Raw genomic sequence first — 14,330 nt, forward strand, 5'->3', positions numbered from 1 at the left:
GCATTATAAGGGATTTTTGTCCTTTTTATAGGATTGTGCTTATAATGATCGGCCAAATATAGGATTATTCTGAGCTTCATGGCGTAAGCTCTCGATTTTCAAGGGGATTTTGTTGTGCTGGCTAGCTTGTTTGGCAAGAAGGGCAAGTCTCTTCTTGGAGTGGATATCAGTTCCTCGTCGGTAAAAGTCCTTGAGTTGAGTCACACGGATGCAGGCTACCGTGTTGAAGCATATGCTTCGGAAGCTCTGCCCGCTGACGCTATTGTCGAGCAGAATATCCATAATGATGAGGAAGTCGGTGAAGCAATTAAACGCGCACTGGCAAAATCTCGCTCGAAGGCCAAAAAGGCCGCTTTGGCAGTTGCAGGATCTTCTGTGATTACTAAAGTTATCAATATGAATGCTGGTCTGAATGATGCGGAGATGGATCTGCAGATTCGGGCTGAGGCAGATCAATATATACCTTATCCCCTGGAAGAGGTCTCGCTCGACTGGGAAATTCAGGGCGTACTGGCAAATAACGATAGTGTGGTTGAAGTCCTGTTGGCTGCCTGTCGTTCTGATACTGTTGAGCGTCGTAAGGATGCTGTGGAATATGCCGATCTTGAAGCTTCCATTGTCGATATCGAGGCCTATTGCACCGAACGAGCGTTTGGTCTGATCAGTGGGCAGCTTGAAGGTGATGCCAATGACACGGTGGCGATTGTGGATGTTGGTGCGACCATGACAACCTTGAGTGTGTTGCACGAAGGGTCCTCTATTTATACCCGCGAACAATTGTTTGGCGGCAATCAACTGACCGACGACATTATGCGACGATATGGACTGACCCCGCAGGAAGCGCATCTTGCTCGTAATGGCGAAGGACTCCCTGATGACTATGAACAGGAATTACTGGATCCGTTCCGTAACGCGGTTGTTCAGCAAATCAGTCGTTCCCTGCAGTTTTTCTTTTCATCCAGCCAGCATAATGAGGTGAGTAGTATCGTGTTAGCTGGTGGAACAGCCTCTCTGCCTGGTTTAGCGGAGCGGGTCACGGAAGAGATGGGCGTGCCAGCTTTGGTTGCAAATCCATTCAAGGATATGTCTCTGTCTTCCAGAGTTAATGCCAAGTTATTGGCTGGTGATGCTCCAGCTCTGCTGGTTGCCTGTGGTTTGGCTATGCGGGGTGTTTGTTAATGGCAAATATCAATTTGCTGCCGTGGCGGGAGCGGCTGAAAAAAGAAAGGCAGCAGCAATTTTTGTCTGTAATCGTTGCCGTTGCTGCAGTGGCATTTGTCTGTATCTGGTCGGTGAGTAGTTTTTATGATGGTCAACTCTCGAATCAGCAGGGACGTAATAATTTTCTGAAAAGTGAAATATCCACACTGGATAAGCAAATCGCAGAGATTAATAAGCTTACAGAAACTCGTAGTCAGTTAATTGAGCGGATGGAGTTGATTCAGAACCTGCAGGGTAATCGTCCCGTCATTGTACGGTTATTTGATGAATTGGCCAGAGCGGTTCCCGATGATTTGTATTACACCTCGTTATCCATTAGTGGAGATCGAGTTTCGATTAAGGGGGTTGCTAAATCGAATAACCGTGTGGCTGCCTTAATGAGAAATTTTGACGAGTCCAGCTGGTTTACCGAACCTGCGTTGCTTGGGGTGAAGGCTTTGCCCAACGGTAGCAACGAGTTTGAGATATCGATGCGTAAGGTTGAACCGAACAGTAGCAGTGAGGAGCCTTGACATGGCAAAGCAGGGTTTGGATTTTAATGCCTGGCTTGAGAAGGCCAAACAGTTCGATGTAAATGACCTTAATGAAATCGACTGGAACAATATGGGCGGCTGGCCGCTTGGGGGGAAGGTTTTCTTTTGTTTGCTGGTCTTTGTGGCAGTGATTGTTGGGGGTTATTTTCTATTGGTAAAAGATACCAGTCTATCCCTCGATAATGCAGTAGCCCAGGAAAGCAAGTTAAAACAGGATATAGAGCGGAAGGCATTTAAGGTTGCGAATCTTGATGCGTATCGGGAGCAGCTTGCAGAGATGCAAGATAGCTTTGGCTCCTTGCTCAAGCAACTACCAAAGGACACTGAGGTTCCCGGGCTGATTGACGATATCAGTGCGACAGCTCTGGGTGCTGGTCTGAAGCTTAATGCAATATCACCGCAGCCCGTCAAGAAAACTGAATTTTATAATGAGTTGCCCATTACCGTTGAGGTTGCTGGTGGCTATCACGAAATGGGGGCCTTTGTCTCTGGTGTGGCGGCTCTGCCTCGTATTGTGACCTTGCATGATTTCTCTATAACTAAAGGGAAGTCCAGCACTGATGAGTCATTAAGCATGAAGATTCTGGCCAAAACCTATCAGTATGGTGGTGGCGATGAGTAAATCCTATTTTGCATGGGTGTTCGTTTTGGCAATGCCGTTGCTCGGTGGTTGCTCTGATTCAGCAAATACCCAGGATCTCAAGCAGTATATCAAGCAAACGCTTTCCAAGCCGCGTGGCAGAGTTGAACCTATTCCGGTATTCAAGCCTTATGAGTATTTCAGCTATAGCGCTGCTGGGTTGAGGTCGCCGTTTGAATTGCCTGTCGTTATTGACAGCGCTCTGGAGGGGATGGCTGCAACCAGTAACGTGCGGCCTGATTTTGATCGTCCTCGGGAGCATCTGGAGCAATACCCGTTAGCCAGTTTGAATATGGTTGGGACTATCACTGGAATGGATGGGATCTTGTGGGCCCTGATTAAAGATGGTGATGGTAGTGTTGTGCGTGTGCATGAAGGCTATTACATGGGGCAGAACCATGGCCGGATCGTCGCGGTAAATGAAAACCGGTTGAGTTTAATTGAAATTGTTCCCAACGGTCTTGGTGGTTGGGTGGAACGTCCGAAAACAATAGCTCTGGAAGGAATAGGCGGAGATAACTGAGATGAATCTTTTTAGCGTTCTGGGTCGCGTATTCCTGACCTGTAGCTTGCTTTGGATGTCTACTACGGCATCGGCCGCCATGTTGAAAGACATTCGGTTTTCGTCGCTTCCGGGGGATGTTACTGAGATCATGCTGGAGTTTGATGGCGAAGTGCCGGATATCAGTGGCTATACCATTGAGAAGCCTGCCCGAATTGCTATTGATATGCCGGATGTTGTTAGCGGCCTGAAGGCCAAGCGTCATCAGATTGGCGCTGGTAATGCCCGCTCTGCTGTTGTGTTAACGACCCAGGACCGCTCTCGTCTGGTGGTTAATCTGGCTCGCATGGTGCCTTACACAACCCGTAAACAGGGCAATCAGTTATTGATTACTATTGGTGCGGATGAGGGGGCGATTGCTACCGCTGAGCCTGCTCGTGGATTAATGTTGGGCGAATCTCCGTCTTCAAAAAAATCTGTTAATGAGTTGAAAGTCGTTAATGTGGATTTTCGTCGTGGTGAATTGGGGGATGGCCAGATTCAGATCATGCTCAATGATCCGAAAGCCTCAGCCAATATTCGCCGTGAAGGTTCAAAAATTATTGCTGATCTGGAGGGGGTGCGGCTGCCACGTGAATTGAGCCGCCGTCTTGACGTGACGGATTTCGCTACGCCGGTACAGTATGTTGATGCCAAGGACTATGAAGGTGGTACCCGTATCGTAGTTGAGCCTGCCAACGATGAGTTTGAGTACCTGGCTTATCAGACGGATCGATTGTTGTCTATCAACGTTTCAACTGAAGCCAAGGACGTCACTGAAGAGCGCCAGAAAAAATTCCCGTATACCGGTGAAAAGCTGTCGCTGAACTTCCAGAATATTGAAGTGCGTGCAGTGCTGCAGCTGATTGCTGACTTTACCGGTCTGAACCTGGTAGCTTCGGACACAGTTCAGGGCAGCATTACCTTGCGTCTGCAGAATGTGCCTTGGGATCAGGCACTGGATCTGGTGCTGAAAACCAAGGCTTTGGGCAAGCGACAGATGGGTTCTGTTCTTCTGATTGCTCCGGCCGAAGAAATTGCTGCTCGTGAGAAAATTGAGCTGGAAGCTGTACGTCAGGTGGAAGAGTTGGCGCCACTGGTTCAGGAATTTATGCAGTTTAAATATGCCAAGGCGTCTGATCTGGCAAAGATCCTGACCTCAGAACAGGGCTTGTTATCTGATCGTGGTTCCGCTGTTGTGGATGAGCGCACTAATACCATTTTGATGAAAGATACCGCTGCTAACCTTGAGAAGGTACGCGAAGCTCTTGTAATGCTGGATGTGCCGGTGCGTCAGGTGCTGATCGAAGCGCGTATTGTAGTGGCATCAACCACCGTCGGTGAAGAAATGGGTGTTAAATGGGGCGGTGGTCTTTATAAAAACAATGGATCCAACTGGGTAACTGCAGGGGGAAGCCAGGATACGATTTCTGAAACCAATCAGATTCTGGTTGACAGGGCCAACGGAGATGACACTTCTGCTCTGACTCTTGATTCTTCCAATATCGTTGATTTTGCAGCTACCGCAAGCAATGCCACAACCTTTGCAATTGGTTACCAGACAGCGGACTATCTGTTGGATCTTGAATTGTCAGCAATCGAAACCGATGGTAAGGCTGAGGTTGTATCTCAGCCGCGTGTGATTACTGCTGACGGTCAAACTGCCTTTATTGAGTCTGGTACCCAGATTCCATATCAAGAGGCGTCGTCTAGTGGTGCTACAACAACTTCATTCAAGTCAGCGGTATTGCGCCTGGAAGTGACTCCTCAAATCACACCGGACGATCGTATTATTATGGATCTGGTAATCAATCAGGACTCTGTTGGCGAAACTACGTCCACCGGGGTTCCGACTATTAATACCAATGCAGTACAGACTCAAGTGTTGGTTGATAATGGCGAAACGGTCGTGCTTGGTGGTATCTTCCGTTCCGAGCAGGTCAAATCTATCAGCAAGACACCTTTCTTTGGTGACTTGCCGTTGATTGGGGCTCTGTTCCGGTACAGCAGCGTGTCTGATGACAAAAGTGAACTGCTTGTGTTTATCACACCGAAGTTGCTGAAGGATTCCTTCAACACAAATTAAAATATGTCGTCTGAACAATCGATTTTCCTTGTTGGGCCAATGGGGGCGGGTAAAACCACCATTGGCCGTTTGCTTTCCAGTGAGTTGCGTCTCGAGTTCGTTGACTCCGACAAGTTTATTGAAGAGCGCTGTGGTGCGAATATTCCATGGATCTTTGATATGGAAGGCGAGGCCGGTTTTCGTGACAGGGAAGAGCAGGCGATTGACATTCTGACCCAGCGTCAGGGCCTGGTGCTGGCCACTGGTGGTGGTGCTGTCATGCGTGATATCAATCGCCAGCACTTGCATGAACGTGGAGTGGTGGTATACCTCTGCACCTCCGTCGAGCAGCAAATTGCCCGCACGGCCAAAGACAAGAATCGCCCCTTGTTACAGACAGACAATCCGGCTCTGGTGTTACAGGAGCTGTTCAAAAAGCGCGATCCCTTGTACCGGGAGGTTGCGCACATCACATTGCACACCGATCAGCGCAATCCGCGCTGGGTTGTTAACGAAATCCGTAAACGAATCAAGGCATTGGCATGATTACAGTCACCGTGGATCTGGCAGATCGCAGTTATCCAATCTACATTGGCGATCAATTGTTCAGTCAGGCTGATTTATTGCGTCGGCATATTCATGGCCGGCAGGCAATGATTGTGACCAATACCACTTTGGCGCCTTTGTATCTGGATTCGGTCAAGGCGATGCTGGACGGTGTTCAGGTCGATGAAGTGATTCTTCCTGATGGGGAATCTTTCAAGACACTGGAAACCGTCAATCTGATTTTTGATGCATTGCTGGGCAAGGGTCATAACCGTACTACCACCTTAATTGCTCTGGGTGGTGGTGTGATTGGTGATATGTGTGGCTTTGCAGCGGCGTGTTACCAGCGTGGTGTGAATTTTGTGCAGATTCCTACCACTTTGCTGTCTCAGGTGGATTCGTCCGTCGGTGGCAAGACGGGGGTGAATCACCCGCTTGGCAAAAATATGATCGGTGCTTTTTATCAGCCGCAGGCTGTGCTGATTAATACCGATACACTAGCGACCTTGCCAACGCGTGAATTGTCTGCCGGGATGGCGGAAGTAATCAAATATGGCTTGATTGCAGACAAGGGCTTTTATCGCTGGATTCAGCAAAATATCGAAGCTCTGATGTCTGGCGATCGTGCTTTGTTAGCCCAGGCTATCCAGGTTTCCTGTGAGTGCAAGGCGGATGTGGTTGCCAAGGATGAACGGGAAGGTGGGTTGCGTGCCATTCTGAACTTTGGCCATACCTTTGGGCACGCGATCGAATCTCATCAGGGTTATGGCAGCTGGTTACATGGGGAAGCGGTCGGAACCGGTATGTTGATGGCGGCTGATTATTGCGCTCGAACCGGCAAGTTGAGTGAGTCTGAGCTGGTTGAGCTGAAACAGCTGTTAATACAGGCTGGCTTGCCCGTGGTTCCTCCTGCAGATATGTCCGCTGAGGATTTTATTTCTCGTATGAGCATCGATAAGAAAGTGCTGGATGGCCGTATTCGGCTGGTGTTGCTTGAATGCCTGGGCAGCGCTGTAGTGACCTCTGATATTGATCGTGAATTGCTGCTTGAAACCCTGGCGGCTGGTGCTCTGGAAGCCTACTAGACAAAAGACGACGGGAGGTTGGCATGAAGCCCGCCAGTGAAGCCGAGGTTGGTGATATGGACGCTGCTTATCGCAGTCCGGCTCGTTATCTGGAGCTGATCTGTCACCTGGCCTGTTATTCGCCTCTGATGATGTTGGTGGAGTACCGCTCACGGGAATCGGCCAATACGCTGGCAATGGCGGTTGCTGAGCATTATCGGACAATCGCTGATGTGGTGCATTTGCCTGCAGAAAAACTGGCCAACCCGGCCATTCTGACTGGTATGCTGGCAGCTCAGCTGAAGCTTGCCAGCTTACCTGCCGATGAGGTCGCGGCTCGCGAGGTTTTGCTTGAAGCTGCGCGTGATCGTGCGGCTGATGCTGATCCTTTGTTGGTGGTAATAAAGCAGGCAGAATTATTGCCTGAAGGTATGTTGCAGGCGATTGGTCAGCTTGCCTTGATGGCCAGTAATAGCATTGCTTTCTGCTTGTTTGGCGCTGATGGCTTTGGGCGAGGTCTGAAGGAAAGTCCAACATTGGCGCCAGTTTACCGTATTCAACTGGATGAGCCGTTAACGCAGGATCCAGTGGTCGACGAGTTTGTTTTTTCGGCGCAAAATGATACTTCTTCTGAAGCCGCTGCTCTGGCGGAACTGAATCTGGATATACCGGTTGAAATCTCAACTGCCGGGGTTGCCTCTTCCAGTACTGGAAAAAAACATCAACGCAAAAAGGCGAGCTCGTTGCTGGCCTCCCTAACCAAACAGGCAGGCCTGGTTCTGGGGTTAATTCGTCAGCGTTTGAAGGGGGGGGTTGGTCTGGCTCTGATTCTGGTGGCGTCCCTGTTGATGACAGTTGCAGTGGTTGGTGCTCTGTACAGCGGTGATGATGAGCCCGAGCCACCAATGTTGGTAACACAGCTGCAACTGCCGGATCTGGCGACGGTGAAGGATCCAGTGGATAACTTGCCCGCGGTTACTGGTCGTGGAAAGCAGGATCTTGTTGCTGGTAACTCTTTGAATTCGCCGTCGCCGGTGGCGGCCACAACTCAGGCTCCGGTTTTGTCAGTCGAATCAAGCTCAGCAACGGATGTACGTAGCGGTGCAGTAACGCGTGCTGAAGGGGCTGCTCCAGCAGTGGTTGAAGCAGCCAAACCGGTTGTGGCGCCCAAAGCGCCTGAAAAGGCGAAGGCGGTGGTGCAGAAATCGCTCGTGAGCAGCCCGGCCAAACCGAAATATTCAGGCTGGTTAGGACAGGATGGCTGGGCGGTACAGTTAATCGGGACATCGGAGCAGCAAGGTGCCGATGTCTATCTCAATCGATGGCAGAAAAGTGCCGGAGGTCGTTTGCTCGTGTATCGCAGTATTCGTAATGGCGCGCCTTGGTACGTGGTTGTCGGAGGTGCTTTTGCTTCGCGTGATGAGGCCACCGGCTGGGCGAATCGACTACCTTCCGGAATGAAAAATGGTACCCCCTGGGTGCGTGAATTGTCTGCTATTCGAACGCAAATTGACCCGAAATGAGCGCCCTGCTGGCGCAGGGTTTGCTCGTGCTGCTGGCCTATTGACCAGCGTCCAATTGTGAGAGAGCGCACACATGTGTAGAATGTGCGTCCTTTTGTCTCTGAATTGCTCGTATTTTGAGCAGCCTGTCGGTCTCTCGACAGGGCATAATTTTAATAGATTTTTGGTGAGAGCTGTTCTATGAGAACTGGTCTGTATACTCCAGGCGACTACAAAGACAACTGTGGCTTTGGTCTTCTGGCCCACTTGAAGGGCCAGCCCAGCCATGAGCTGTTGAAGACAGCGATCCAATCCCTGACCTGCATGACGCACCGGGGTGGTATTGCTGCCGATGGTAAAACCGGCGATGGCTGTGGCCTGTTGCTGCAGAAGCCGGATTCTTTCCTGCGCGCAGTAGCAACCGATGTCGGTATCGAACTGCCGGAGCAATATGCCGTTGGTATGTTGTTCCTGGATCTGGACGATGCAATCGCTGCCGAGCAGAAAGCCGCGGTTGAGAAAGCCCTGTCCGGTCAGGGGTTGTCTGTATTGGGCTGGCGCCTGGTACCAACCAATAATGATTGTCTTGGCCCGATGGCGCTGGACTGTCTGCCTCGTTTTGAGCAGGTTTTCGTTACGACAACGGATGCGCTGAGCGATGCTGAATTTGACGTCAAGCTGTTCTATGCCCGTCGTTACGTTGAAAAAGCGCTGATTCAGTACCCGGACTTCTATATTGCCAGCCTGTCTACCCGGGTACTGTCGTACAAGGGTCTGACCATGCCGGTCGACTTGCCAAACTTCTACCTTGATCTCGGCGACGAGCGCATGGAAACCGCTATTTGTGTGTTCCACCAACGCTTCTCGACCAACACAATGCCGCGCTGGCAGCTGGCTCAGCCTTTCCGCATGCTGGCTCACAATGGTGAGATCAACACCATTCAGGGTAACCGTAGCTGGGCTAACGCCCGTACCAGCAAGTTCAATAGTCCATTGCTGCCGAACCTGGCTGACATTGCCCCGGTTGTGAACACTACTGGTTCCGACTCTTCCTCAATGGATAACATGCTGGAACTGTTGACCACTGGTGGCATGAGTCTGTTCCGCGCCATCCGTATGATGATTCCGCCAGCCTGGCAGAACGTTGAAACCATGGACGCTGATCTGCGTGCGTTCTATGAATACAACTCCATGCACATGGAGCCCTGGGATGGTCCGGCAGGTCTGGTAATCACTGACGGTCGTTATGCCGTTTGTGGTCTGGACCGTAACGGCCTGCGTCCATCTCGTTGGGTGATCACCAACAACGACTTTATTACTGTCGCTTCCGAAGTGGGCGTGCACAACTACGCGCCGGAAGACGTGGTTGCCAAAGGTCGTGTTGGACCTGGTCAGATCCTGGCGATCGATACCCAGGAAGGCAAGCTGCTGAAAACCGACGATATCGACAACGCCCTGAAAGTTGAACAGCCTTACAAGAAGTGGCTGCGTGAAAACGCCATCCGTCTTGAAAGCTCGCTGTCGCTGCAGCATGCCGGTCTCGACGATATGCAGGGTGATGAGCTGATGACTCATCAGAAGCTGCACCTGGTAACCAATGAAGAGCGTGACCAGGTTCTGCGTCCAATGGGTGAAGAAGGTCAGGAAGCCACAGGTTCCATGGGTGACGATACCCCTATGGCTGTGCTGTCTGGTCGTGTGCGCCATGTTGCCGATTATTTCCGTCAGCAATTTGCCCAGGTAACCAACCCGCCTATCGACCCGCTGCGTGAAGCGATCGTGATGTCGCTGGAAACCTGTGTCGGTGCCGAGAAGAACGTTTTTGAACAAACTCCGGATCACGCTGAGCGTATCATCCTGACTTCACCTGTGCTGTCACCGCTGAAGTTTGTTGGCCTGACCCGCAACAAGTCCGATGCTTTCCGTAACCAGCGCCTGTCGCTGGCCTATGATCCGGCGATTGGTCTGAAGCAAGCCATCATTAACCTGACCAAGGCTGCGGAAGCGGCGATTCAGTCTGGTGTGGTGTTGCTGATTCTGAGCGACCAGGAAGTGAAGCAGGAGCAACTGCTGATTCCTGCCGTGATGGCTACCGGCGCTGTTCACCATCACCTGGTGAACAATGGCCTGCGTACCAACGGCAACATCATTGTTGAAACCGGTGATGCCCGCGACCCACATCACTTTGCGGTACTGCTGGGCTTTGGTGCGACGGCTGTTTATCCATGGCTGTCCTACGACATCCTGACTGACCTGCATCGTTCTGGCGAGTTGCTGGGTGACCCTCTGAAGTCACACCACAACTACCGCAAGGCGATTCGCAAGGGTCTGATGAAGGTGATGTCCAAAATGGGTATCTCCACCGTCACGTCCTATCGTGGTTCCCAGCTGTTCGAAGGCATTGGTCTGAGCCGCGAAGTGGTTGACCTGTGCTTCTGTGGTGTGACCAGCCGTATCGGTGGTGCCACTTTCGAAGACTTTGAAGCTGACCTCAAGCTGGTTGCTGACAAGGCCTGGAAGAAGCGCAAGAAACTGGATCAGGGTGGTTTGCTGAAATACGTCCATGGTGGCGAATATCATGCCTACAACCCGGATGTGGTGAAAGCCATTCAGGAAGCAGTACAGACCAACAGCCAGGAAGCCTACGACCGTTTTGCCAAGCTGGTAAATACGCGCTCGCCAGCAACCCTGCGTGACCTGCTGTCACTGCGCAAGGACGTTACACCGGTTGATATCCGCGAAGTAGAAGCTGCAGAAGCTCTGTTCCCGCGTTTTGATACTGCTGCGATGTCGCTGGGTGCCTTGTCACCAGAAGCACACGAAGCACTGGCGGAAGCCATGAACGAACTGGGTGGCCGCTCCAACTCCGGTGAGGGTGGTGAAGATCCACTGCGTTACGGCACCGTTCGTAACTCCAAGATCAAGCAGATTGCCTCCGGCCGTTTTGGTGTTACTCCACATTATCTGTCCAGTGCTGAAGTACTGCAGATCAAGGTGGCCCAGGGTGCCAAGCCAGGTGAAGGTGGTCAGCTGCCAGGTGGTAAGGTTAACGATCTGATCGCGACCCTGCGTTATTCGGTACCGGGTGTAACCCTGATTTCACCACCACCGCACCACGATATTTATTCGATTGAAGATTTGGCCCAGCTGATTTTCGACCTCAAGCAGGTCAACCCGGCTGCGCTGGTATCCGTGAAGCTGGTTTCCGAGCCAGGCGTTGGTACCATCGCTGCCGGCGTTGCCAAGGCCTATGCTGACCTGATTACCATTTCCGGTTATGACGGTGGTACTGCTGCATCGCCGCTGACGTCGATCAAGTACGCGGGTTCTCCGTGGGAACTGGGTCTGTCCGAAGCCCATCAGGCGCTGCGTGCCAACGACCTGCGCGGCAAGGTTCGGGTGCAGACTGACGGTGGTCTGAAGACCGGTCTGGACGTGGTGAAAGCGGCCATTCTGGGTGCTGAATCGTTCGGTTTCGGTACCCTGCCGATGGTGGCTGTGGGCTGTAAGTACCTGCGTATCTGTCACCTGAACAACTGTGCCACCGGCGTTGCGACCCAGGACGATAACCTGCGTGACAAGCATTACATCGGTACTGCCGAGATGGTTAAGAACTACTTCCGCTTCCTGGCTGAAGAAGTTCGCGGCCTGATGGCCCAGCTGGGTGTACGTAGCATGAACGAACTGGTAGGTCGTACCGACCTGCTGGAAATTCTGGAAGGCGTCAGCAGCAAGCAGCGCCATCTGGATCTGACGCCAATGCTGGCCAACGACCAGATTCCGGCTGACAAGCCACATACAGTACAAACCAGCCGCAACGCGCCGTTCGACGAAGGCTTGTTGGCAGAGCGCATGATTGCAGAAACCCTGGGCGCGATTGACGCCAAACTGGGTGGTCATTTCGATTTCGAAATCACCAACTGCGACCGCTCTATCGGTGCTCGTCTGTCTGGTGAAATTGCCAAGCGTTATGGTAACCAGGGCATGGCTGCCAAGCCTATCCGCCTGAACCTGAAAGGTGTTGCCGGCCAGTCATTTGGTGTCTGGAACGCCGGTGGTCTGGAAATGGTGCTGGAAGGCGATGCCAACGACTACGTGGGTAAGGGCATGACCGGCGGCAAGCTGGTGATCTTCCCGCCGAAGGGCTCCAGCTTCAAGTCCAACGAAACCTCCATCGTTGGTAACACCTGCCTGTACGGCGCTACTGGTGGCAAGCTGCTGGCAGCTGGCCGTGCCGGTGAGCGTTTTGCTGTTCGTAACTCTGGTGCCCACGCCGTTGTAGAAGGCGCAGGCGACCACTGTTGTGAATATATGACTGGTGGTGTGGTGTGTGTGCTGGGAGCGACCGGCTATAACTTCGGTGCAGGTATGACTGGCGGTTTCGCTTACGTACTGGATCTGGATAACAGCTTTGTCGACAAGTACAACCACGAGCTGGTTGATATTAACCGTATTTCCAACGAAGAGACCGAAGCACACCGCAACCACTTGCGCAGTGTGATTCGCGAATTTGTTGCCGAGACCGGCAGCGCCTGGGGCCAGGAAATCATTGATGATTTCGAACGCTACATTGGCAAGTTCTGGCTGGTAAAACCAAAGGCCGCTGATCTGCAGCAGCTGCTGAAAAACACCCGTGCTCGTCCTGAGTAAGCACGGCAGAATAACAGGACGAGTGGAGAGAGGTTCACGATGACAACACGTCTGAACAATAATTTTCAGTTTGTTGAAGTGGGTCGCCAGGACCCCAAGAAAAAAGCAGTTTCCCTGCGCAAGAAGCAGTTCGTAGAGATCTATGAACCGTTTAATCAGGCTCAGGTAAATGAACAGGCACACCGCTGTCTGGCATGTGGTAACCCGTATTGCGAATGGAAGTGTCCGGTACACAACTACATTCCAAACTGGCTCAAGCTGGCCAGTGAAGGCAATATCCTGGAAGCCGTAGAGCTGAGTCACCAGACCAACTCTCTGCCAGAAGTCTGTGGCCGCGTTTGTCCACAGGATCGTCTGTGTGAAGGTTCCTGTACCCTTAACGACGGTTTTGGTGCGGTGACCATTGGTAATGTTGAGAAATACATTACCGATACCGCCTTTGCGATGGGCTGGAAGCCTGACCTGTCACGGGTTGAGCCAACTGGCAAACGCGTGGCCATTATCGGTGCAGGCCCTGCTGGTCTGGGCTGTGCCGATATTCTGGCTCGTAACGGCGTGACGCCAGTGGTGTTCGACAAGTACCCGGAAATCGGTGGTCTGCTGACCTTCGGTATTCCGGAGTTCAAACTCGAAAAGAGCGTGATGTCGAACCGTCGTGAAGTGTTTGAAGGTATGGGCGTCGAATTCCGCCTCAACACTGAAGTTGGTAAGGACATCGATTTCCAGGACATCATCGACGAGTTCGATGCCGTGTTCCTGGGCATGGGTACTTACAATTACATGAAAGGTGGTTTCCCGGGTGAAGATCTGCCAGGCGTATACGACGCGCTGGATTTCCTGATCTCCAACGTCAACCGTAACCTGGGCTTCGAAAAAGACGCCGCTGATTTCATCTCCATGCAGGGCAAGCAGGTTGTTGTGCTGGGTGGTGGTGATACCGCGATGGACTGTAACCGTACCTCAGTGCGTCAGGGTGCCAAAAAGGTAACCTGTGCCTACCGTCGTGATGAAGCCAACATGCCGGGTTCCAAGCGTGAAGTAACCAACGCTCGCGAAGAAGGTGTGAAGTTCCTGTTCAACCGTCAGCCCGTCGCCATTATCGGTGAAGACAAGGTTGAAGGCGTCAAGGTGGTTACCACCGAGATGGGCGAGCCGGATGAAAAAGGCCGTCGTCGTCCACAGGTGGTGGAAGGCTCTGAAGAAATCCTGCCAGCGGACGCTGTGTTGGTAGCCTTTGGCTTCCGTCCAAGCCCGGCGCCATGGTTCGCCAAATTCGGTATCGAACTGAACAGCTGGGAAGGCGTTATTGCTCCGGCTGAACAGGAATTCGCTCATCAAACCACTAACCCAAAAGTATTTGCGGGTGGTGACATGGTGCGTGGTTCTGACCTGGTGGTAACGGCAATTTACGAAGGTCGTAACGCTGCTGAAGGTATCCTCGACTACCTGAATGTGTGATTCATCTCAAAAATGTGATGAACAGTAGACAACGCGGCTTCGGCCGCGTTTTTTGTAGGTGGTCGTTTGTCGTACGTAAATGGTATGCTCCCTAGCTCGTAAAATTGTCA

At 51.9% G+C, this 14,330-nt stretch carries 10 protein-coding genes; all 10 read left to right on the forward strand.

All coding sequences use genetic code 11. The annotated features are described in order from the left end of the window. The first annotated feature begins 114 nt into the window (after positions 1–114). Positions 115–1,179, forward strand: coding sequence for a pilus assembly protein PilM (locus K6123_RS07110; RefSeq protein WP_343223969.1), 1,065 nt, complete (start codon positions 115–117; stop codon positions 1,177–1,179). After that, a complete protein-coding gene (locus tag K6123_RS07115) occupies positions 1,179–1,733 on the forward strand; it encodes a PilN domain-containing protein (protein ID WP_221795783.1) in 555 nt (184 codons plus the stop codon). The genes K6123_RS07110 and K6123_RS07115 overlap by 1 nt, the downstream gene beginning before the upstream one ends. A gap of 1 nt (position 1,734) precedes the next feature. Continuing rightward, entirely contained in the window at positions 1,735–2,376 is a 642-nt protein-coding gene (locus tag K6123_RS07120; RefSeq protein ID WP_221795786.1) for a type IV pilus inner membrane component PilO, read from the forward strand. After that, a complete protein-coding gene (locus K6123_RS07125) occupies positions 2,369–2,917 on the forward strand; it encodes a pilus assembly protein PilP (protein ID WP_221795789.1) in 549 nt (182 codons plus the stop codon). Before K6123_RS07120 ends, K6123_RS07125 begins: the two co-directional genes overlap by 8 nt. A 1-nt stretch (position 2,918) precedes the next feature. Then, positions 2,919–5,021: a type IV pilus secretin PilQ gene (locus K6123_RS07130; protein WP_221795793.1), complete on the forward strand. Its 2,103-nt coding sequence runs from the start codon at positions 2,919–2,921 to the stop codon at positions 5,019–5,021. A gap of 3 nt (positions 5,022–5,024) precedes the next feature. Next, positions 5,025–5,546 (forward strand): shikimate kinase AroK, encoded by a 522-nt coding sequence (aroK, locus tag K6123_RS07135; protein ID WP_221795796.1) that lies wholly within the window; start codon positions 5,025–5,027, stop codon positions 5,544–5,546. Further along, positions 5,543–6,631, forward strand: coding sequence for a 3-dehydroquinate synthase (aroB, locus tag K6123_RS07140; RefSeq protein ID WP_221795799.1), 1,089 nt, complete (start codon positions 5,543–5,545; stop codon positions 6,629–6,631). Before aroK ends, aroB begins: the two co-directional genes overlap by 4 nt. 176 nt (positions 6,632–6,807) lie before the next feature. After that, the gene (locus tag K6123_RS07145; RefSeq protein ID WP_221795802.1) at positions 6,808–8,133 is read left to right on the forward strand and encodes an SPOR domain-containing protein; all 1,326 of its coding nucleotides are present in this window, start codon (positions 6,808–6,810) and stop codon (positions 8,131–8,133) included. A gap of 180 nt (positions 8,134–8,313) precedes the next feature. Continuing rightward, positions 8,314–12,762, forward strand: coding sequence for a glutamate synthase large subunit (gltB, locus tag K6123_RS07150; protein WP_221795804.1), 4,449 nt, complete (start codon positions 8,314–8,316; stop codon positions 12,760–12,762). Between the two features lie 39 nt (positions 12,763–12,801). After that, positions 12,802–14,220: an FAD-dependent oxidoreductase gene (locus K6123_RS07155; protein ID WP_221795807.1), complete on the forward strand. Its 1,419-nt coding sequence runs from the start codon at positions 12,802–12,804 to the stop codon at positions 14,218–14,220. Positions 14,221–14,330 lie beyond the last annotated feature (110 nt).

Source organism: Oceanobacter mangrovi (genome assembly GCF_019740315.1).
GTDB classification, from domain to species: Bacteria; Pseudomonadota; Gammaproteobacteria; order Pseudomonadales; family Oceanobacteraceae; genus Oceanobacter; species Oceanobacter mangrovi.